At 63.8% G+C, this 20,553-nt stretch carries 16 protein-coding genes; 12 read left to right on the top strand and 4 right to left on the bottom strand.

Annotated features, from left to right (window positions below; genetic code table 11):
* The first annotated feature begins 57 nt into the window (after positions 1-57).
* Both AC3A4H_RS03640 and mprF read left to right on the top strand, forming a co-directional pair.
* Entirely contained in the window at positions 58-1,578 is a 1,521-nt protein-coding gene (locus tag AC3A4H_RS03640; protein WP_487765458.1) for a DegQ family serine endoprotease, read from the top strand.
* A 194-nt stretch (positions 1,579-1,772) separates the two neighbouring features.
* The gene (gene mprF / locus AC3A4H_RS03635; RefSeq protein WP_487765457.1) at positions 1,773-4,409 is read left to right on the top strand and encodes a bifunctional lysylphosphatidylglycerol flippase/synthetase MprF; all 2,637 of its coding nucleotides are present in this window, start codon (positions 1,773-1,775) and stop codon (positions 4,407-4,409) included.
* A gap of 4 nt (positions 4,410-4,413) precedes the next feature.
* Here the strand turns inward: mprF and AC3A4H_RS03630 are convergent, their stop codons facing one another.
* Positions 4,414-5,055: a DedA family protein gene (locus tag AC3A4H_RS03630; RefSeq protein ID WP_487765456.1), complete on the bottom strand. Its 642-nt coding sequence runs from the start codon at positions 5,053-5,055 to the stop codon at positions 4,414-4,416.
* A 193-nt stretch (positions 5,056-5,248) separates the two neighbouring features.
* Between AC3A4H_RS03630 and AC3A4H_RS03625 the strand changes: the two genes are divergently transcribed.
* Complete coding sequence (locus AC3A4H_RS03625) at positions 5,249-5,560, top strand: YMGG-like glycine zipper-containing protein (protein ID WP_348777970.1); 312 nt, start codon at positions 5,249-5,251, stop codon at positions 5,558-5,560.
* Positions 5,561-5,634: 74 nt separating this feature from the next.
* Here the strand turns inward: AC3A4H_RS03625 and gcvA are convergent, their stop codons facing one another.
* Entirely contained in the window at positions 5,635-6,633 is a 999-nt protein-coding gene (gene gcvA / locus AC3A4H_RS03620; protein WP_487765455.1) for a transcriptional regulator GcvA, read from the bottom strand.
* A gap of 203 nt (positions 6,634-6,836) precedes the next feature.
* Between gcvA and speB the strand changes: the two genes are divergently transcribed.
* The 6 genes from speB to AC3A4H_RS03590 all read left to right on the top strand — a co-directional run bounded on the left by speB (position 6,837) and on the right by AC3A4H_RS03590 (position 12,808).
* Positions 6,837-7,889 (top strand): agmatinase, encoded by a 1,053-nt coding sequence (speB, locus tag AC3A4H_RS03615; protein ID WP_487765454.1) that lies wholly within the window; start codon positions 6,837-6,839, stop codon positions 7,887-7,889.
* A gap of 130 nt (positions 7,890-8,019) precedes the next feature.
* Positions 8,020-9,108: an ABC transporter substrate-binding protein gene (locus AC3A4H_RS03610; protein ID WP_487765453.1), complete on the top strand. Its 1,089-nt coding sequence runs from the start codon at positions 8,020-8,022 to the stop codon at positions 9,106-9,108.
* A 238-nt stretch (positions 9,109-9,346) separates the two neighbouring features.
* Positions 9,347-10,384 carry an ABC transporter ATP-binding protein gene (locus AC3A4H_RS03605; protein WP_487765452.1) on the top strand — a complete coding sequence of 346 codons (1,038 nt, stop codon included), beginning with the start codon at positions 9,347-9,349 and terminating at the stop codon, positions 10,382-10,384.
* The gene (locus tag AC3A4H_RS03600; RefSeq protein WP_487765451.1) at positions 10,381-11,235 is read left to right on the top strand and encodes an ABC transporter permease; all 855 of its coding nucleotides are present in this window, start codon (positions 10,381-10,383) and stop codon (positions 11,233-11,235) included. The genes AC3A4H_RS03605 and AC3A4H_RS03600 overlap by 4 nt, the downstream gene beginning before the upstream one ends.
* A complete protein-coding gene (locus AC3A4H_RS03595; RefSeq protein ID WP_487765450.1) occupies positions 11,232-12,035 on the top strand; it encodes an ABC transporter permease in 804 nt (267 codons plus the stop codon). The genes AC3A4H_RS03600 and AC3A4H_RS03595 overlap by 4 nt, the downstream gene beginning before the upstream one ends.
* Positions 12,032-12,808 (top strand): carbon-nitrogen hydrolase family protein, encoded by a 777-nt coding sequence (locus AC3A4H_RS03590; RefSeq protein WP_487765449.1) that lies wholly within the window; start codon positions 12,032-12,034, stop codon positions 12,806-12,808. The genes AC3A4H_RS03595 and AC3A4H_RS03590 overlap by 4 nt, the downstream gene beginning before the upstream one ends.
* 66 nt (positions 12,809-12,874) lie before the next feature.
* On the opposite strand, the gene AC3A4H_RS03585 is transcribed toward AC3A4H_RS03590, so the two are convergent.
* A complete protein-coding gene (locus AC3A4H_RS03585; protein WP_487765448.1) occupies positions 12,875-13,171 on the bottom strand; it encodes a DUF982 domain-containing protein in 297 nt (98 codons plus the stop codon).
* A 196-nt stretch (positions 13,172-13,367) separates the two neighbouring features.
* Positions 13,368-13,706 carry a VanZ family protein gene (locus AC3A4H_RS03580; RefSeq protein WP_348777979.1) on the bottom strand — a complete coding sequence of 113 codons (339 nt, stop codon included), beginning with the start codon at positions 13,704-13,706 and terminating at the stop codon, positions 13,368-13,370.
* A 305-nt stretch (positions 13,707-14,011) separates the two neighbouring features.
* On the opposite strand from AC3A4H_RS03580, the gene AC3A4H_RS03575 reads away from it, so the two are divergent.
* From AC3A4H_RS03575 to AC3A4H_RS03565, 3 genes are all read left to right on the top strand, one after another.
* Entirely contained in the window at positions 14,012-15,934 is a 1,923-nt protein-coding gene (locus tag AC3A4H_RS03575; RefSeq protein ID WP_487765447.1) for an LTA synthase family protein, read from the top strand.
* Between the two features lie 254 nt (positions 15,935-16,188).
* On the top strand, positions 16,189-17,319 hold the full coding sequence (locus AC3A4H_RS03570) for an efflux RND transporter periplasmic adaptor subunit (RefSeq protein WP_487765446.1): 1,131 nt from the start codon (positions 16,189-16,191) through the stop codon (positions 17,317-17,319).
* Between the two features lie 142 nt (positions 17,320-17,461).
* On the top strand, positions 17,462-20,545 hold the full coding sequence (locus AC3A4H_RS03565; protein ID WP_487765445.1) for an efflux RND transporter permease subunit: 3,084 nt from the start codon (positions 17,462-17,464) through the stop codon (positions 20,543-20,545).
* Positions 20,546-20,553: the final 8 nt, after the last annotated feature.

Genomic DNA, 20,553 nt, shown 5'->3' with positions numbered 1-20,553 from the left:
GTTCCATCGACGGAACACGCCACGGTGCTTGGATCAACCTTCGCAAGGACCATGCAAATGTCCTCCATTCTCCGCAGACACCGCGTCGCTGCATTGCTCAGCGCCGCGCTGATCGCCACTCCGCTGCTCTGGCCGATGTTCCGGGCCGATGCTCACGCCCCGCTCCCCATCAGTCCGGTTGCTGCGCTTGCAGTGCAGGGCAGTTCCTTCGCGCCGATTGTCAGCGCCGCCAAGCCGGCGGTGGTGACCATCATGACCAAGATGAAAGTGCAGTCGTCCGATGAGGGCAACATGCCGCCGCTCGGCCAGGGGTCGCCCTTTGATGAGTATTTTCGCCAGTTCTTCGGCGAGCAGGGTATGCCGCGGATGCCGCAGCGCGGGCCCAAAAGCGAGCGGGCGGAGGCAATCGGCTCCGGCTTCATCATCGATTCGAGCGGCATCGCCGTCACCAACAACCACGTCATCGACGGCGCTTCCGAGATCAAGGTGATACTGGACGATGGCACCGAGACGACGGCCAAGCTGCTCGGCCGCGATGCCAAGAGCGACCTGGCGGTCATCAAGATCAAGTCAGACAAGCCGCTGCCTACGTTGAAGTGGGGCGATTCCGACAAGATCATGCCCGGCGATCAGGTGCTGGCGATAGGCAATCCCTTCGGCATCGGCACGACGGTCACGGCCGGTATCGTCTCGGCGCGCGGCCGCGACCTGCACAGCGGGCCCTATGACGACTTCATCCAGGTCGATGCCGCCATCAACCACGGCAATTCCGGCGGTCCGTTGCTGGGCATCGACGGAACCGTCGTAGGCATCAACTCGGCCATCTATTCGCCCAACGGCGGCAATGTCGGCGTCGGCTTCGCAATCCCCTCCGACCAGGCCGCGCCGGTGGTGGCCAAGCTCATCGAGAGCGGTTCGATCGAACATGGCTTTATCGGCGTGCAGATCCAGCCGGTGACCCCGGACGTCGCTAACGCGATCGGTCTGGCCAAGGCGGCGGGCGCGCTCGTTGCCCATGTAGGCGAGGGTTCGCCGGCGGCGGAGGCCGGGCTCAAGACCGGCGACATCATTACCGGCTTTGCCGGCCATGAGGTCAAGAACCCGCGCGAACTGTCGCGCATGGTCGCCGATGTAACGCCGGGCACCAAGGAAGATCTCACCGTGTGGCGCAACGGCAAGAGCGAGAACGTGCCCATCACCGTGGGCAACAACGACACCGACCAAAAGCCCGTCCTGGCGGAAGAGACACCCAACCAGTCCTTCGACGGCGGCTTCAACGTGCCCAGCCTCGGGTTGGGACTGGGCGACGTCACCTCCGATGTGCGCCAGGCACTTAACCTGTCGGCAAACGAGAAGGGCGCGGTGGTTGCCAATGTCGATCCCAACAAGTCGGGTGCCGAACAGGGCATCCGCGAGGGCGACGTGATCGTCTCGGTCAATCAGGTGCCGGTCAAGAACGCCAAGGAGGCGAGCCGCGCCGTGGCCGACGCGGCCAAATCGGGCAAGAAGTCGGTGTTGCTGCTGATCCAGCGCGGCGAAGCCCAAACCTTCGTTGCGGTGCCCTTCGCCCACGCTTGATCACGGAATTGTCGCGCCAATGTCGCCCGGAAGCACTTCCGGGCGACATTTTTTGCATCGCCTTGGGCGCATTGCCGCCAAAAAGCCGTGAGGAAATTGACTAACGCTCGCGTCTGCGGCGAAATCGGACCTAGAGGGATCCGGGGCCGATACGAGACGTTGTCAATGTCTTCGCTTGGAGGCGAGGTTCGTTCATGAGTGAGCAAACCGCCGAGGAAATGGGGTTGCGACGGCGCCTCTACGGATATGTCGGGCCGGTTGCAGCCGTCCTGGTCACGGTGGCGTCGCTGTGGCTCTTTCACCAGATGACGGCGGGCCTGCGCCTGCAGGACATCAAGGCGGCGATCGGGGCGATGCAGTGGTCTGGCATCCTGCTCGCCCTTGTCGCTACGGCCGCCAGCTATTGCGCGCTTGCCACTTACGATATTCTCGCCTGCCACATCGTGGCCCCTGGAAAGGTTCCCTGGCGCGATGCCGCGCTTTCCGGCATGAGCGGCTACGCTTTCTCGAACTTCCTCGGCTTTCACCTGTTCACCGGCGGTGCGGTGCGGTTTCGCACCTATTCGCGCAGCGGGCTCGACGCCGCCGAGATCGGCCAGGTGGTGCTGCTGAGCTGGATGGGCCTGTGGCTGGCGTTCACGACGCTTGTGGGCTTGGCACTGGTCGTCGACCCCGAGGGCGTTCCGCTCCTGCGACTTCTGCACGCGTCGGCGGATCGCATCGTGGGGCTGGCGGTGGTCGCCGCCCTGGTCGGCCTGTTCGTGTTTGCCGGGCCGGAAGGCCGCGAGGCTCGGGTCTTTTCCTGGCGCATACCGCTGCCGCGGCGGAGCATGCTGCTGCTGCAACTCCTGGTCGGAGTGCTCGACCTGCTGGCTTCGGCATCGGTGCTTTACGTGCTGCTGCCGGCCGACGCGCAGCCGGGAACCGTGCTCTTCCTCACCGTGTATATGAGCGCGGTCATACTGGGCTCGATCAGCCATGTCCCCGGCGGCATCGGCGTTTTCGAGGCTACGCTGATCGCGGGGCTCGGCATGCAGGGCCGGGCGGACATATTGGCGTCGCTGCTGGCCTATCGGCTCATCTACTATTTCCTGCCGTTCCTGATCGCGGTGGTGGCGCTTGCCGCTGCCGAAGCCGGCATCGTCCGCGGCAAGCTTGCGGCCCGCTTTGTCGGGCCTTCCCGGGCGATCAAGGCCCTGGTGCCATTGGTGGCCGCAACGGTGGTGTTCATTTCGGGCTTCGTGCTGCTCCTTTCCGGCGCCACACCCGGCGTGCCGGACCGTCTCCAGACGCTGAAGGGATGGCTGCCGCTTTCCGTCGTGGAGTCTTCCCATTTCCTCGGCAGCCTCGTCGGTCTGGCTCTTCTGGTGGTGGCGCATGGCCTGCATCGCCGGCTGTTCTCGGCCTGGGCGCTCGCGGTTGCGATGCTGTTTGCCGGCGCGTTCCTGTCGATCGTCAAGGGCCTGGACTGGGAAGAGGCGCTGACGCTTAGCTTCGCCGCCGTGTTCCTGTTGCTGTCGCGCGAGGCCTTCTACCGCCGCGCGCCGCAGCGCATCAGCCGCCTTTCGTGGGAATGGCTCGGGCTGGTGGCGCTGACGCTGGTGGCTACCATCTGGCTCGGTTTCTTCTCCTACAGCCACGTCGAATATTCCAATGAGCTGTTCTGGCAGTTCGCCTGGAACGGCGAGGCGCCGCGCTTCCTGCGCGCCACTGTCGGCCTCGTCGCTGCCACGCTGGCGCTGGGCGTGGCGGTAGCGATCAATCGTCCGCCGGCAAGGACGAAGCGCCGCGCCGAAACCGAGCCCGGGGCGATCGCGGCCGTCGTCGCCACCTCGCCAGACACGCAGGCAAACGTTGCCTTCCTTGGCGACAAGGAATTCCTGTGGTCGCCGGATGGCACCGCCTTCCTGATGTATAGCCGGGCAGGAGGCTCGCTGGTTTCAATGGGCGACCCCGTGGGTGATGCCGAGCAGGTCGAGGATCTGGTCTGGCAGTTTCGCGACATGGCGGACCGTGAGGCCGCCCGCGCCGTGTTCTATGCGGTGCGTCCCGACAATCTGCCGCTCTATCTCGACATGGGCTATGCGCTGCTGAAGCTCGGCGAAGTGGCGCGCGTCGACCTTTCGACGTTCACCCTCGAGGGGCCCAAGAACCAGGAGATCCGCTACGCCGCCCGCCGCGCCGCCAAGGAAAAGCTGGTCTTCGAGGTCGTTCCGCGCAGCGACGTGCCCGCCATCATGAATGAATTGCAGCATGTCTCCGACGCCTGGCTGCAGGAAAAGGGCGGCAGCGAGAAGGGTTTTTCGCTCGGTCGCTTCGATCCGGCCTATCTTTCGCATTTCGATTGCGCGGTGATGCGAGACAACGACAACCGCATCGTCGCTTTCGCCAATATCTGGCGCAGCGGTGGCATGAACGAGATGTCGGTCGACCTGATGCGCTATTTGCCGGGCGTGTCCAAGGTGCTGATGGATGCCCTGTTCGTCAGGCTGCTTCTCTACGCCAAGGAACAGGGCTATCGGTGGTTCAATCTCGGTGCCGCGCCCTTGTCGGGCCTTTCCGACCATGCGCTCGCCTCGCGCTGGAACCGCATGGCCACTTTCGTCTTCCGCCACGGCGACGATTTCTATCACTTCGAGGGGCTGCGCGCCTTCAAGGATAAGTTCTCTCCGGTGTGGACGCCGCAATATCTGGCCTGTCCGGGCGGGCTCAACATTCCGCAGGTGCTGCTCGACGTGAACGCGCTGATCTCGGGCGGTATCGGCCGGCTGATCGGCTCCAGCACGCGACGGCCGAAGCGCAGGAACTCGAATGTGCCGGAGATAGCCTAACGGATCACGGGCGATCCGGCAGGGCCGCCCGGGCGCGCAGTTCCAGTTCCTTTTCGTGGCGGCGGAAGAAGAGCAGCCCGGCAACAATCCCGGCAACCGCGACCGCCAGCAGCGTGAAGCTGAGTGGGCCGGCCACGGCCTCGATGCGCTCGCCGAAGAAATAGGCGCCGGAGCCGAAAAGCGTGGCCCAGCAGATGCCGCCGGCCGCGTTCATCAGGAGGAAATGAGACCAGTTCATGCGGTTGGCACCCGCCAGCACCGCCGCGAAGGCGCGAAGGAAGGCCACGAACCGCCCAAAGAACACGATCTTCCCGCCATGCCGCATGAACAGGTACTGGCCGACCTTCAGCCGTGCCTCGTCCAGCCCGATATAGCTGCCGTACTTGCCAAGCAGCTTCAGCCCGATCGTATGGCCGATGAAGTAACCGATATTGTCGCCGATTATGGCGCCCGCGGCAGCCACGGCAATGACATGCGTCAACTCCAGCTCATGGGTAGCGCCAGCGTAAAGCGAGGCCGACACAAGAACCGTCTCGCCGGGCATGGGCACGCCCATGCTCTCTGCCATGACGACGAAAAAGAGCACCCACAGGCCATAGCTGTCCAGCAGGTGGTGTAGCGTGGCGGGGGAGACTATCTGGGTCATCGTTGGCTCGTAGGGATCGGGTCCTTGCCAGTCTAGGAGACCCGAAAATCGATCCTTCTTACAATCATTTCCCCGCGAGAGAGCGTGATCAGCGGCTGCATCTCAATTGCGCCGGGCCCCAGTTGCGGGTCGTGACGGGTGTTTCGCGATATGGTAACACCGCGCTTATTTTGCCAACTGGAGAGGGACTTTTATGACGAATCGCTTGTCGATGGCTGGGGTTGTGGCGCTGTTGGCGCTTACGCTGGCGGGTTGCAACACGCCGCAGGAACGCGCGCTGGGCGGCGGCGCTATCGGCGCCGGCGTGGGCGCGCTGGCCGGGCAGGCCATCGGAGGAAATACTGGCAGCACGGTGGCCGGCGCGCTTATCGGCGGTGCCGCAGGCGCTCTGATCGGCGCGGCGACGACCCCGGGCATGTGCCGCTACCAGCAATATGACAAGCGCGGCCGCCCGCTTTACGACCGCTACGGCAATCCGCGCGTCTACGAGGCGCGCTGCAGCTAATCCGGCTGCTCGATCGCCGGAGGCCTGCGGCTTCCATGGAACGCCCGCCATGCTCTTCGGAGCGGCGGGCGTTTTCATTTCGCCGATCGGGCAACCTTCTCCTTCTGCTCTTCCGTCGCATTGGCGGCCTTCGGGGTGCGTTTCCGGCGAATGCTGATCTGGCCGGCAACGGCTGCTTCGGTCCGTCCTGCCGCTTCGTCGCGCTCGGCAAACAGCCAGTCGATGAAGACCTGAGCCACGGGGGCGGAGCGCACCTCGTTGCGGCAGGCCACATAGAAGGAATGCACTGCAGGCACCGACAAGCTAAAAGGCGTGACGAGCTGGCCCTTGGCGAGTAGCCCGCTGGCAGTCACCGAATCGCCTAGCGCCACGCCATGGCCATGCACCGCCGCCTCCGTGGAAAGCCGCGCATCGCTGAACATGTGCTGCTGGCCGCGCTGCAGGTCCAGCGCATCGGCCGCCGCCAGCCAGGTATGCCATTCGCGTCCATCGTCCCCATGCAGCACGACGTGGTCGGCGAGGTCCCGGACCGTGCGGATCGGCCGGTTGTTGATCAGGGTCGGGCTTACGACGGGAAAGAGTTCCAGGTCGGACCACTTCTTGAACCAGCAGTCCGACCAGTTTGCGTCGCCGTAGTGCACGCAGATATCCACATTGGGCAAACGAATGTCCTGCGGATCGTTGGAGGCAACGAGCCGAAGCTTGATGTCGGGAAAGCGCGCCGTGAAATTCCTGAGCCGGGGTATCAGCCAAAGCGACAGGAGTGCCGGCACGCAGCTGATCGAAAGCGAGCCGGAGCTGGTCGGCCTCGTCATGCGGGCGGTGGCCGCTGCAATGCCGTCGAATGCGTTCGAAACTGCGGGCAGCAGTTCGGCACCCTGCGGCGTGAGGTTCAGCCTCTGTCCGACCCGCTCGAACAGCCGGACCTTGAGCGAATGCTCGAGGGCGCGGATCTGGTGGCTGATGGCTCCGTGGGTCACGTTAAGCTCGCTTGCCGCCTTGGTGAGCGAGCCAAGCCGGGCAGTGGCCTCGAAGGCACGCAGCGGGTTCAGCGGAGGCAGGCGCTTGCTCATAGTCGTAACGATATCAGAGGAAAGGGTGTGAGAAATTCTCACATCCATCCCTATAACAATATCAATTGATTTTTCAAAGGGCCGACCCAACAATCCACGCGGAGTGAAATACGTATCCGGCGGCTTCGGGAAGGAGCACGCGGCGAACGGCCATGGAAGCTTGCTTCCCGCCGGCGCCGCCGGGGCGCAAAGGAGGTTTCGGGATGGGTTTTGACCGCGGCAAGCTCGACGCGCTGCGTCGCAAATATGGCGAAAGCCATGGCGGAGAGATGTTCGATCCGCGCTTCAAGCGTGTGGCCGAGAAAATCTTCTCCAAGGGCGGAACGCGCCGCGCGCCTTATGCGGGCCTGCCCACGCTTGTGAGCGCGCCCTACCTGCCCGTCGATTTTGCCGATCCGGATTTCGGCGACCTGCAGGTGGCGCTGATCGGCATGCCGATGGACCTCGGCGTCACCAACCGTCCGGGCTCGCGCTTCGGCCCGCGCGCGCTGCGCGCCATCGAGCGCATCGGCCCCTACAACCACGTTCTGGACTGCGCGCCCACCTTCGACCTGCGCGTGGCCGACGTCGGCGACGTGCCCTTCGCCAGCCGCTACCGGCTGGAGCAGAGCCATGACGACATCGAGGCCACGATCGCCAAGATCGTTGCCGCCGGCGTCATTCCGCTGTCGGTCGGCGGCGACCATTCGATCACCCATCCGATCCTCAAGGCGATGGGCAAGGACCGCCCCGTCGGCCTTATCCACATCGACGCGCATTGCGACACTGGCGGCCTGTTCGACCAGACCAAGTTTCATCACGGCGGCCCGATGCGCAATGCCGTGCTCGATGGCGTGCTCGACCCCTCGCGCACGATCCAGATCGGCATCCGCGGCTCGTCGGAATATCTGTGGGAGTTCTCCTACGAGTCCGGCATGACGGTCATCCACGCCGAGGAAATGTCAGCCATGGGCATCCCGGCGATCATCGAGAAGGCGCGGCAGATCGTGGGCGACGGCCCGACCTACCTGTCCTTCGACATCGATAGCCTGGACCCCGCCTTCGCGCCGGGCACCGGCACGCCGGAAGTGGGCGGCTTCACCACCCGCGAGGCGCTGGAGCTGCTGCGCGGCCTGAAGGGGCTCAACTTTGTCGGCGGCGATCTGGTCGAGGTGGCGCCGCAGTATGACGGCACGACCAACACTGCCCAGGCCGGCGCGCAGATGCTGTTCGAAATCCTCAGCCTTCTGGTGTTCAGCCCGGCAGTTAAGGCATAAGGCCACGAATTGCCTTGTCCCGTTTGCGGCGGGGCAAGGCCGCCGGGGGCAGGACAGGCCGCCCGGAATGGCATAGAAGCGAATTGAAAGAACAAGGTCACGCCGGGCAGCCGGCTAGGAGGAGAACTACATGACCGAATTTCTCAAGGGCGGCATCAGCCGCCGCACCATGCTCAAGGCGGGCGTCGCTACGGCGGGCATGCTGGCCATGCCCGCCGTGCTGCGGGCGCAGGACAAGTCGCTGAAGGTCGGCGTCTACGGCGGCTACTTCAAGAAGTCCTTTGACGAGCACATCTTCCCGGAATTCACCAAGGCCACCGGCATTGCTGTCGAATCCGTCGCCGAGCCGACCGGGGAAGCCTGGCTGGTGCAGCTGGAGCAGGCCGCAAAGGCCGGCCAGGCGCCTGCCGACGTCTCGATGATGTCGCAGACCACCACGCTGAAGGGACAGGCGACCGAGCTGTGGACGCCCATCGACATGTCCCGGATCAAGCACGGCGGCGACCTGCTCGATCACTTCGTCAACAAATATCCGGACGGCCGCATCGCCGGCATCGGCGCGGTTGCTTGGTTCATCACGCTCGTCACCAACACCGACGTCTACAAGGAAGCGCCGACCTCCTGGGATGCCCTGTGGGACCCGGCCAATGCCGACAAGCTCGGCCTGCTGGCCCTGGCCTCCAACTCCTTCCTGCTGGAAGTGACGGCCAAGACCTTCATGGGCGGCACCAATGCGCTCGACACTGAGGAAGGTCTGCTCAAGGCGTTCGACAAGCTCGCCGAGGTCAAGCCGAACGTGCGGCTGTGGTATCGCGACGAGGCGCAGTTCGAGCAGGCGCTGAAGTCGGGCGAAATCCCGATGGGCCAGTACTATCACGACGTCACCGGCCTTGCCGCCGCTGACGGCCAGCCGGTGCGCTCGACCTTCCCGAAGGAAGGCGGCATCCAGGATTCCGGCAACTGGGCCATCTCGCGCGCCTCCAAGAAGGTCGACGAAGCCCACATCTTCATCGACTATATGAGCCAGCCCTCCATCCAGGGCCTGATGTCGCGCAAGGTCGGCACGGCGCCGACGCTGAAGAAGGATGTGCTGGACCTGTCGCCGGAAGAGTTCGGCGCGGTCTCCTCCGAGATCGACCCGATCATCCCGCGCTACGACCTCTACATCGACAAGGCCGACTGGATTAACCAGAAGTGGACCGAGCTGATCGTCGGCTAGGTCCGGCCGGCTTGCCCTCCCCGGTGCGGGGAGGGCTGCCAGCGCCACTCAAACACGCTGAACGGGCTTTTCCGCTCGGGCGGCCTCGGCTACGCTCTGCCTGCCTCTCTCCATCGGGGATGGTCGGCGCCGGCGTATTGCTTCCCTCTTCTCCCCGGGCGGGGAGAAGGTGGCCGCGCTGCGGCCGGATGACGGGGTAAATCAGATCATTTTCGCGTAATGGGTTAGGTTAGTCCCAATGTCCGGCCTGTCATTGAATGACGTCACCAAGCAATTCGGCGATTTCAAAGCCGTTGATAATGTCGCGCTGAACGTGCCGCATGGCAGCTTCGTCTGCCTGCTCGGCCCTTCCGGCTGCGGCAAGACCACGCTCCTGCGCATGATCGCGGGGCTGGAGGAGCCGTCGAGCGGCTCCATCGCCATCGACGACGAAGACATTACGCGCGTGCCCACGCACAAGCGCAATTTGGGCATGGTGTTCCAGTCGCTGGCGCTGTTTCCGCATCTTTCAGTGGGCGAAAACATCGCCTATCCGCTGCGCATCCGCGGTCGCCCGAAGGACGAGCAGGCCAGGCGCGTCGACGAATTGCTCAAGCTCATCCATCTGCCGGGATTTGCCGATCGCCCGGTGGCCAAGCTGTCCGGCGGCCAGCGCCAGCGCGTGGCCATCGCCCGGGCGCTGGCCCTGTCGCCGCGCCTGTTCCTGCTCGACGAGCCGCTTTCAGCGCTCGACGCCAAGCTGCGCGAGGCCATGCAGGTCGAGTTGCGCCAGCTCCAGCAGAAGCTCGGCATCACCACCATCGTCGTCACTCACGACCAGCGCGAGGCCATGACCATGGCCGACCTGGTGGTGGTGATGGGCGAGGGCAGGATCAGGCAGGCCGCCGCGCCGATCGAGATCTACCGTCGGCCGGCCGACGCCTTCGTCGCCGACTTCATCGGCATGACCAATCTCCTGCCGGTCGAGGCGGATAGCGCCGGCCGCGGGGTGGTGCTCGGCAGCGCAGTTCCCGGTCTTTCCCTCTCCAACGGCGTGAAGGAAGCCCAGATTTCCGTCCGCCCGGAAGATGTGCGCCTGACCGAGCCCGGCAATGGCGCCATTGCCGGCACTGTCACCTTCGTGCGCGACCTCGGCGGCACCATCGAAACCTTCGTGGAAGCGGGCGGCAAGACCATCATCGCGGTCGCCACGCCGCGCGAACGGCCGAACGTTGCGGCCGGCTCGCCGGTCGGTGTCGTGCTGCCTGCCGAAAGCTGCGTGGTGCTCGAAAAATGAGACGCGAAGCGCCCAGATCTTTGGCCGATTACGGGCCGCTGCTCTATCCGGTGGTGATGCTGGTCGTGTTCTTCGTGGTGCCGTTCTCCACCATGATCGCGGTCAGCTTCTTCAAGCGCAATCCGGCCGGTTTCTACACGCCGGACTTCGTGTTCGACAATTACGCCCGCTTCCTGTCGACGTTCTTCGGCTCGGTGCTCGGCTTTTCGCTGATGCTGGCGGTCATGGTGGCCATCTGCTGCGTGGCGATCGCCTTCCCCTTCACCTTCCTGCTCACCAAGTGCTCGCGCAAGGTGCAGACGGTGTGGCTGGTGTGCCTGCTTTCGGTGCTTTCCCTGTCGGAAGTCATCATCGGCTTCAGCTGGTCGACGCTTTTCTCGCGCACCGCCGGCATCACCAATCTTCTGGTCGCGGTTGGCCTGATGTCCCAGCCGCAGGCGCTGCTGCCGGGCTTCGGCGCGGTGCTGACCGGCATGGTCTACCAGGCAATGCCCTATACGATCCTGGTGCTTTACCCGGCCCTGGTCCGGCTTGATCCGACGCTGCTCGAGGCTGCCCGCACGCTCGGCGCCTCGCCGGTGCGCGCCTTCTTCAACGTGGTGGCGCCTGCCTTGCGCAACACGCTAGTTGCCACGCTGATCATGGTCTTCGTCTTCGCGCTCGGCTCCTACCTGCTGCCCCAGATCCTCGGCCGGCCCAGCCACTGGACGCTTTCGGTGCTCATCACCGACCAGGCCATCTACCAGTCCAACATGCCCTTCGCCGCGGCGATGGCGGTGTTTCTGGTGCTGATTTCGCTGGCGCTGGTGGGCCTCACCCTGCTCGTTGGCCGGAAGGAGCATGCGGCATGACCCAGAACTGGCTTCGCAGGCTCTATTTCGTCGTCGTGGCGCTGTTCCTGGCAGCCCCGCTCATCGTCGTGCTCGGCGTTTCGGTGAACGCTAAGCAGGATCTCGCCTTCCCGCCAAAGGGCTTCTCGCTCGCTTGGTACTCGCAGATCTTCACCGACGCGGAATGGCGCAGTGCGCTTATCGCCTCTGTGCTTCTGGCGCTTTCGTCCGCCGCTGTGGCGGTGTCCATCGCCCTGCCGTTGAGCTGGTTCCTGTGGCGGCGCAATGCCCCCTGGGCGCGCATCTTCCAGCTGCTCGGCGTGGCACCCTTCATCCTGCCGCCGGTCATCACCGCGCTGGGCTTCCTGACGTTCTGGGCCGCCACCGGCTTCTACGGCCAGCCCTGGACGGCGGCGATCAGCCACGCGATCTTCTTCGTCACCCTGCCGCTGGTCACGCTGTCGCTGGGCTTCGCTTCGATCGACACCTCGCTGGTCGAGGCAGCATCCACCATGGGCGCCGACGATCGCACGGTGGCGCGCACCGTGGTGCTGCCGCTTATCCTGCCTTATCTGGTGTCGGGCTACGCCTTCGCCTTCGTGCTGTCGCTCAACGAATACATCGTGGCCTACATGACCATCGGCTTCACGATGGAAACGCTTCCGATCAAGATTTTCAACGCGCTGCGCTACGGCTACACGCCGACCATGGCTTCGGTGTCGGTGTTCTTTGTGGCGATCGCGGCTGTGGTCTTCGGGCTGATCGCCAGGTTCGGGGACATCAGAAAACTGCTCGGCGCACTGGGCTCGGAGGGTAAGTGATGAAGTTCGCCGCACTTCAGATGCAGGCTGTCGCGGGGGACACCGCGGCCAATCTCGCACGTATCGAACGTGCCGCACGCGAGGCGGCCGCAGCCGGTGCAAGCCTGCTGGCGGCGCCCGAACTGGCCGTCACCGGATACGGGGCGGGCGAGGTGATCCGCGCGCTGGCGGAGCCTGCCGACGGCGAGCTTGCCCGGCGGCTGGCCGCAATCTCGGACGAGACCGGAGTGGCGATCGTCACCGGCTTTGCCGAGCGCGACGGCGAGGTGATCTACAACAGCGCGCTCTATGTAGATGGGCTCGGCGCGCGCAGCGTCTACCGCAAGTCGCATCTCTACGGCCCTTACGAGCGCAGCCTGTTCGTGCCCGAGCAGCCCACGGCCCATGTCATCGACCATCGCGGCACGCGCATCGGCCTGCTGATCTGCTATGATGTCGAGTTTCCCGAGAATGTCCGCCGCCTGGCGCAGGCCGGGGTGGAACTGGTGGTGGCGCCCACAGCGTTGCCGGTCAGCGACCATGACGAGCTGATTGCGCGCAAGATGATCCCCGTGCGCGCCTTCGAGAACCAGATCCACGTCGCCTATGTGAACCTCTGCGGAAGCGATGCGCTGGTTTCCTACGCAGGCCTCTCCGTGGTCGCGGCACCCGACGGCACCCTGCTTGCTGAGGGCGGGCGGAGCGACGAGGCACTTCTCATCGCCGGAATCGATCCCGCCGCCTACGCGGAATCGGCGGCCGCCAATTCATATCTGGCCGATCTCAGACTCTAACCAAAAACACCCGGCCGGAAAGCAGACCCAAGGGCGGGCTTTCCGGCTATTGCGGCTCGGCTCTTTCTACTTCGTCAGCGGTTTCGTCTCGCCCTTGCCCACTGTCGTGCGGGGCGCTGCGGTATCGGCCAATATGCCGGTGATGCGGGCAAAGCTCTCAAACGATTTTTCCACATCGTCCACCGATAGCCCGGATACGATGGCTGCATGGCAGCAATTGACCGCGCAGTGGTAGACCGGCCCCCGGCGAGCTACGGGCCAATGGTCGAGAAAGCGCAACGCTTCATCGACGTCATGTATTTCCTTGAACTGGTTCTCCACGAAGAGCCGCACCGGGTTGCCAAACAACAAATGGTGGTTCATGGCCTGCCTCCGTGCGGGTCGCGATCAGCTGCGCCTTCCGGGGCGTGATTGCTGGCGTCTCCGTTCGGCCCCGTAAAGTGCAGCACGCGTGGGCCTGGACCTTCTTACCCGCGACTAAAAACGATCGTGCGGAAGAAAGGTTGCGCGTCATAACTTTCCAGTTGCGCCCTCGGCAATCTGGGCCCTCTGCCCCCGGCTATCGCCTGGCCATCCGGTTCACGACCATGCCGGCAAGCACGCCGCCGCCGCCGCCGAGAGCCTTCACCGTGGCGTCTTCCAGGCGGGCATGCCGCGTGGAGGCGAAGATCTGTGCAAACTCGAACGCGAAGGCGGCTCCGGCCACCAGGCATACGACCAGAACCCAGTGCCTGGGATAGCCAAGCGCGAAAATCAGGCCCAGAACGGCGAAGGCGAAAATGCGCTCGAGGTCGGCGGGCTCGCTCGTGGTGGGGCGCAGCTCGATGGGCGCAAGCGTAACGAAGCATATGGCGGCCAGCAGAAGCCATGCGGCCGGGCGCGCGAAACGGGCCATCATATCAGGCAAAGGGTGCCGACCAGCAGACTGGAAAATTGAAACTGCGTCACGCTTTGGCTCCTGCTCACCCACGGCCCGGCAACATGCTGCGAGGCGCTTCCCGCGTCAATCGACGAGTGCGTTCAAGCAGGGGCAAGTGACGGCTTTGGCTCGAAACATGCCGCCGTTCTCAAAAAAAGGCTGCATATCTGTAGTGCTGCATTGTCGAAAGCATTTTCCAAGCGCAACAATCGATCACGATTTGGAAGTTCAGCAAGAGATACATCTTGGATATTTCACTGAGTGCCCTTCGATCCGGAAACAGATTGCGTGATCTGTGGAACACGTTGCCTGCGCTTTATGGCACTTCAGCCTTTGTGATCTTTCTGGGCACGCGCATCGTCCTCACCCTATTCACCGGGCTCGACAATGCTCCCGTCAGTACTTGGCCGGGTATCTTTTTGCGCGGGCTGTGGTTCGACCTGGCGACGATAGGCGTCTTGCTGATCCCATTCCTGATTGTCGCGGTGATCACGCCCGAGAGATGGCGGCAGACCCGCTTCCATGTCTATCTCGGACGTTTCGTGGCGTGGCTGCTGATCGCAGCGCTGCTTTTCGGCGCGATCGGCGAGTTCTTCTTCTGGCTGGAGTTCTCCACCCGCTACAACTTCATCGCGCTCGATTACCTGATCTACACACAGGAGGTGATCGGCAATATCCGGGAATCCTATCCCGTGAACACGCTGCTGGCCGTCATCGGCGCGCTGGCAGCAATTGCCGTCTGGGCGATGCGAGGATGGCTGCGCAGCATCGAGACAGGCTCGTATAGCGCCCGCACGAGACTTTATCTCGCCGTGCTTTTGGTTCTGTGGCCGCTTGCCGCCTTTGGCCTTACCAATCTCGACCAGATGTACGGTTCGGGGAACAACTATGCGGACGAGCTCTCGGGCAACGGGCTATACAGCCTGGCGGCCGCGTTCCGGCGCAACGAACTCGACTATGATCGCTTCTACGCGACCATTCCCGATGACCAGGCCAGGGCGATACTGCGGCAACTCGGTGTCAAGCGCGTTGAGGGCGCAATGGACGTGCTGGCCGAGGATCCGGCTGCCCGTCCGCTGCCGGATTTTCTTCTGCGCCGGCCAAGGCACGTCGTCATGATCACGGTCGAGAGCCTGTCAGGCGAATTTGTCGGCGCGCTCGGCGGCAAGCCGGGCTGGACGCCCAACATTGACCGTATCGCCGCCCGGGGCCTGCTCTTCGATCGCCTGTTTGCCACCGGAACACGCACGGTGCGCGGCCTTGAGGCCACAACGCTCGGTACGCCGCCCATTCCCGGCCAGGCCATCGTGCGCCGGCCGAACAACGGCCAACTCACCACCATTGGCGGAATACTCGCCCACCAGGGCTTCGCTTCGGTCTTTGTCTATGGCGGCTACAGCTATTTCGACAACATGGCCGCCTACTATTCGGGCAACGACTATGCCGTTCTCGATCGCACCGATTTTCCGGCTCACACGATCCCGGCCGAGAACATCTGGGGCGTGGCCGACGAGGGGCTGTTCGCGAATGTCGACGCATTGCTCTCGAAGCCCGGGGCGGCTGACAAACCGCACTTCGTGCAGGTCATGACCACCTCCAACCACCGTCCCTACACCTATCCCGACGGGCGCATCGACGTCCCGTCACCCGGCGGCCGCGAGGGCGGCGTGAAGTACACCGACTACGCGATCGGCCGCTTCCTCGATGAGGCCGCTCAGAGAGAGTGGTTCAAGGACACGCTGTTCGTTATCGTCGCCGACCATTGCGCTTCGGTCGCCGGCAAGGTGGAGCTGCCCGTTGCCGGCTATCACATTCCGATGGTCTTCTATGGCCCTGAAATCGTGAAGCCCGGCCGCATATCCGGCAATATCAGCCAGATAGACGTGCCCCCGACGCTGCTCGACATACTCGGCCAGCCCGGAGAGGGCTTCTTCTTCGGCCGTTCGGTGCGCGAGCTGCAAGGCGCGCCACGGGGCGTGTTCGTCAGCAACTATCAGTCCCTCGGCTACTACAAGAACGACCTGCTGACCGTGCTGAAGCCGGGCAAGGTGGTCGAGAGCTTTGCCGTCGATCCCGACACTTTCGAGATGGCGCCGGCGGGCGTGGATCCGCAGCTGCGCGACGAGGCCATCGCCTACTACCAGACCGCGTCAAGGCAATTCAAAGCCGGCGAGTTGGTTGCGCCCTGGTATGCCGGATCGAACTGAAAACTGCGGCCAGCAGGCGCGAACTTCTCCTGTCCGAAGTCCCAAGTCCCTGGCAGCGAATTTGCAGCAAGGGCGGCACCCGTCTGGAAAAGGGGCTGGCACAGGCGCACCCGCCTTCCTAGGTATTGGCGAAGACGAGCAAATGGCAGGCAAGCCGCGCGCTCGATCCCGTTGTGCCGCCGTTGAAGCCTTGAGGCTCCGGGGCCAGCGGAACCGGCTCTGCGGCAGCTATTCTGGTTGGAAGGATATGCGCGATGGTGAAGCGCATGATCATCATGCTGCTCCTGACCGGTGTGTTCCTGGCCGGCATCTTCGGCTTCGAGGCATTCAGGTCGTCGATGATCCGCAAGGTAATGGCCTCGCTCGCCAATCCGCCACAGACCGTCTCCACCACAGTCGCCCGCTCCGAAGAATGGCGAAGCCAGTTCGAGGCTGTCGGCAGCGTGCGCGCGGTCAACGGGGCCAACATCAGCGGCCAGGTGCCCGGGATGGTCTCGGCGATCCATTTCGAATCCGGCGCCGACGTCAAGGAGGGGGACCTGCTGGTCCAACTGATGGCGGATGACGACATCGCCCGGCTCGATGCGCTGAAGGCGACGGCCGCGCTGAACAAGCTCGTCTATGAGCGGGACAGCACGCTGGTCAAGACCAGCGCCATCAGCAGGCAGACGGTCGACACCGACCGGGCCAACATGCTGAACGCGCAGGCGATGGTGGCGCAGCAGGAGGCTCTGGTCGACTACAAGTCCATCAAGGCACCGTTTGCGGGGCGGCTCGGCATCCGCCAGGTCGACATCGGACAGTACCTGCCCGCCGGCACCCCCGTAGTAAACCTGCAGCAGCTCGATCCAATCTTCATCGACTTCTACGTGCCGCAGCAGGCCTTGGCGCAGATCAAGGTCGGCCAGGCAGTGACGGCCAAGGTCGACACCTTCCCGGATCGCAAGTTCAACGGCAAGATCTCAGCCATCAATGCCCAGGTCGACACCACGTCGCGAAACGTCCAGATGCGCGCCACGGTGCAGAACAAGGACAAGCTGCTGCTTCCGGGCATGTTCGCCACCGTCGACATCGATATCTCGGCGCCGCAGCAATACGTCACGCTTCCGCAGACCGCGATTGCCTACAACTCCTATGGCAACATCGCCTATCTGGTGGACAATGAGGGCAACGATGCCAATGGCCAGCCGCAACTCGTCGCGCGGCAGGCGTTCGTCACAACGGGCCCCACGAGGGGCGATCAGGTCGCGGTCACCGAAGGCATAAAGCCCGGCGAGGTCGTGGTCACGGCGGGGCAGTTGAAGCTGCGCAACGGTGTGCCGGTTCGCATCAACAATACCGTCCAGCCGACCGATCAACCCAACCCCAAGCCGGCCGACAAATAGCAGGGAGCTCCCCGGGATAGACACCTGTTCAGCGCCGCCGCACGGAAACGCTCGGTCCTTTCGTTAGCGACGCGCCGTTTGCAAGACCCGTAGCGCCAATGCGAGGCGCGCGGGCTTCTGGAAAGGAATGCGGTGGGTCGCCATGAACTTCACCGACATCTTCATCCGCCGACCGGTGCTGGCAATCGTCGTCAGCCTCACCATCCTCGTGCTTGGCCTGCGCGCGCTTGCCTCGCTTCCGATCCTGCAATATCCGCGCACGGAAAACACGGTCGTCACCGTGACCACGACCTATTACGGTGCCGACCCCGACGTCATCGCCGGGTTCATCACCACGCCGCTGGAAACCGCCATCGCCCAGGCCAACGGCATCGACTACATGACCTCGACCAGCCAGACCGGCGTCAGCGTCATCACGATCTACCTGCGCCTCAACTATGAGGCCGACAAGGCGCTGACCGAGATCAACACCAAGGTGGCCTCGGTCATCAACCAGTTGCCTTCGGGAACCCAACAGCCGGTGCTGAGCGTCAAGGTCGGCCAGACCATCGACGCCATGTATATGGGCTTCGACAGCGACGTGCTGCCGCGAAACAAGATCACCGACTATCTGGTGCGGGTGGTGCAGCCGAGGCTGCAGGCGGTGCCGGGGGTGCAGACGGCGGAAATACTGGGCGGTCAGAATTTTGCGCTCAGGGCCTGGCTCGATCCTGACAAGCTCGCTGCCTACGGCCTGACGGCAGCCGACATCTCAACGGCGCTCCAGCAAAACGACTACATTGCCGGGCTGGGCACCACCAAGGGCCAGATGGTTCAGGTGAGCCTTACCGCCTCCACGAGCCTGCACAGCGTGGAGGAATTCGGCAACCTCATCGTCAAACATTCCAATGGCGCGCTGGTGCGCCTGAAGGACGTGGCCAAGGTCTCGCTCGGGGCGGACGACTACGAGTCGCAGGTCGCATTTGACGGCAAGCAGGCCGTCTACATCGGCATTCAGGTGGCGCCCGGCGCCAATCTGCTCGATGTCATCGCCGGCGTGCGCAAGGAGTTTCCGGGCATCCAGTCGCAGTTGCCGCAGGGGCTGCGCGGAGCCATCGTCTACGATTCCACCGATTTCGTGAACAGTTCGATCCGCGAAGTGGTCTTCACCCTGGTCGAGGCGCTGGTCATTGTCACCCTGGTCATTTTCGCCTTCCTTGCTTCACCGCGCTCGGTGCTGATCCCCACGCTTGCCATACCGCTTTCGCTGATCGGCGCCTTCACGTTCATGCTCGCGCTCGGCTTTTCCATAAACCTGCTCACCCTTCTGGCACTGGTTCTGGCCATCGGCCTGGTCGTCGACGATGCCATCATCGTGGTGGAAAACGTCAATCGGCACCTGGATGACGGCATGCAGCCAATTCCCGCGGCGATCATCGCGGCGAGGGAACTTGGCGGCCCCATCATCGCCATGACAGCGGTGCTGGTGGCGGTCTATGTGCCGATCGGCTTCCAGGGCGGGCTCACCGGCGCGCTGTTCACGGAGTTCGCCTTCACCCTGGTCGCGGCGGTAACGGTCTCGGCAATCATCGCGCTGACGCTGTCGCCGATGATGTGCTCGCGGCTTCTCAAGCCTCGCGATACGACCAGATATGGTTGGGGCGAGTGGTTCGCCGATGCCGTCGATCGCACTTTCGAGCGCGTTCGCCGCACATATGAGCGGTGGCTGCACGGCAGCCTGAACTATATCCCCGTAACAGCCACCTTCGCGGTTATCGTGCTGGGCAGCATCTTCTTCCTCTATGCGGGCGCCAAGAGCGAACTGGCGCCGCAGGAGGACCAGGGCGTCATCATTTCGTCGTCCACGCCGGCGCCCAACGCCACTCTGGAGCAAAAGCTGCTCTATGCACGGCAGATCTATCGGATCTTTGCCGCCTATCCGGAGACCGCCCACGTTTTCCAGATCGACGCTCCGGGCAGGTCGATCGCCGGCATGGTCTTTACCCCATGGGATCAGCGCAGCCGCACCACCAACGAGCTGCAACCGGTTATCCAGAAGCAGCTCGACGACGTCGCCGGCGTGCGGGCGGCGGCATTCCAGCTGCCATCCCTGCCGGGCAGCCAGGGCCTGCCGGTGCAATTCGTCCTTGAAACCACCGAACCATTCGAGCGGCTGGACCTGGTGGCGCAGAACTTCCTCCAGGAGGCGGTGAAGAGCGGGATGTTCATTTTCCTCGACAGCGATCTCAAGATCGACAACCCGCAGTCGGTCGTCCGGATCGACCGCAACAAGACCGCCCAGCTCGGCTTCAGGATGAGCGACATCGGCGCGGCGCTCAGCGGCATGCTGGGCGGCGGCTATGTCAACTATTTCAGCCTCGACAACCGCTCCTACATGGTCATTCCGCAGGTGCAGCAGCGCAGCCGCCTCAATGTCCAGCAACTGCTGGGCTACTACGTGGGCGCGGTCAACGGAGTGCCCATTCCACTCTCGACAGTGGCCACGATTGAAACCAAAACCGTGCCGGAATCGATCAACCACTTCCAGCAGCTCAACAGCGCCACCATCCAGGGCGTGGCGGCACCCGGGGTGGCCCAGGCGGATGCTCTCGGCTTCCTGCAAAGCCTTGCCGCCAAAACTCTTCCCCAGGGCTATTCGGTCGATTACGGCGGGCTGTCGCGGCAGTATATCCAGGAGGCGGCGGGCTTCATCGTCACCTTCGGCTTCGCCCTCATCATCATCTATCTGGCACTGGCCGCCCTGTTCGAAAGCTTCCGCGACCCCGTCATCATCCTGGTGTCGGTGCCGATGTCCATCGCCGGCGCGCTCGTCTTCATCAGTGTCGGCCTTGGTGGCGCCAGCCTCAACATCTACACCGAGGTGGGGCTGGTGACGCTGATGGGCCTCATCAGCAAGCACGGCATCCTGATCGTCGAATTTGCCAACAACCTGCAGCTGGAGGGAAAGCCCAAGCGCGAGGCGATCGAGGAGGCATGCGGCATACGTCTGCGGCCAATCCTCATGACGACGGCGGCGATGGTGCTGGGTGTCATTCCACTCATCACCGCAACCGGCGCCGGCGCGGTGTCCCGGTTCAATATGGGGCTGGTCATCGCCAGCGGCCTGTCGATCGGAACCCTGTTCACGCTGTTCGTGGTGCCGGCGGTCTATATGCTGATCGCAACCGACCACAGCAAGCGTGCCAGCGAGGAAGCCGAGATGGAGTCAGAAGGACTGGCACCGTGACGGGCGGC

Source organism: Pseudaminobacter sp. Soil_N_29 (genome assembly GCF_057656055.1).
The sequence above is the reverse complement of the archived record's forward strand: the minus strand, read 5'-3'. Positions and strand labels throughout refer to the sequence as shown.

Bases quoted from the DNA above. Each gene is read 5' to 3' on its own strand.
- AC3A4H_RS03640 (WP_487765458.1), top strand. From the start codon at position 58: ATGTCCTCCATTCTCCGCAGACACCGCGTCGCTGCATTGCTCAGCGCC.
- mprF (WP_487765457.1), top strand. From the start codon at position 1,773: ATGAGTGAGCAAACCGCCGAGGAAATGGGGTTGCGACGGCGCCTCTAC.
- AC3A4H_RS03580 (WP_348777979.1), bottom strand. From the start codon at position 13,706: ATGATGGCCCGTTTCGCGCGCCCGGCCGCATGGCTTCTGCTGGCCGCC.
- AC3A4H_RS03565 (WP_487765445.1), top strand. From the start codon at position 17,462: ATGAACTTCACCGACATCTTCATCCGCCGACCGGTGCTGGCAATCGTC.
- AC3A4H_RS03630 (WP_487765456.1), bottom strand. From the start codon at position 5,055: ATGACCCAGATAGTCTCCCCCGCCACGCTACACCACCTGCTGGACAGC.
- gcvA (WP_487765455.1), bottom strand. From the start codon at position 6,633: ATGAGCAAGCGCCTGCCTCCGCTGAACCCGCTGCGTGCCTTCGAGGCC.
- AC3A4H_RS03600 (WP_487765451.1), top strand. From the start codon at position 10,381: ATGAGACGCGAAGCGCCCAGATCTTTGGCCGATTACGGGCCGCTGCTC.
- AC3A4H_RS03585 (WP_487765448.1), bottom strand. From the start codon at position 13,171: ATGAACCACCATTTGTTGTTTGGCAACCCGGTGCGGCTCTTCGTGGAG.
- AC3A4H_RS03605 (WP_487765452.1), top strand. From the start codon at position 9,347: ATGTCCGGCCTGTCATTGAATGACGTCACCAAGCAATTCGGCGATTTC.
- speB (WP_487765454.1), top strand. From the start codon at position 6,837: ATGGGTTTTGACCGCGGCAAGCTCGACGCGCTGCGTCGCAAATATGGC.
- AC3A4H_RS03610 (WP_487765453.1), top strand. From the start codon at position 8,020: ATGACCGAATTTCTCAAGGGCGGCATCAGCCGCCGCACCATGCTCAAG.
- AC3A4H_RS03570 (WP_487765446.1), top strand. From the start codon at position 16,189: ATGGTGAAGCGCATGATCATCATGCTGCTCCTGACCGGTGTGTTCCTG.
- AC3A4H_RS03595 (WP_487765450.1), top strand. From the start codon at position 11,232: ATGACCCAGAACTGGCTTCGCAGGCTCTATTTCGTCGTCGTGGCGCTG.
- AC3A4H_RS03625 (WP_348777970.1), top strand. From the start codon at position 5,249: ATGACGAATCGCTTGTCGATGGCTGGGGTTGTGGCGCTGTTGGCGCTT.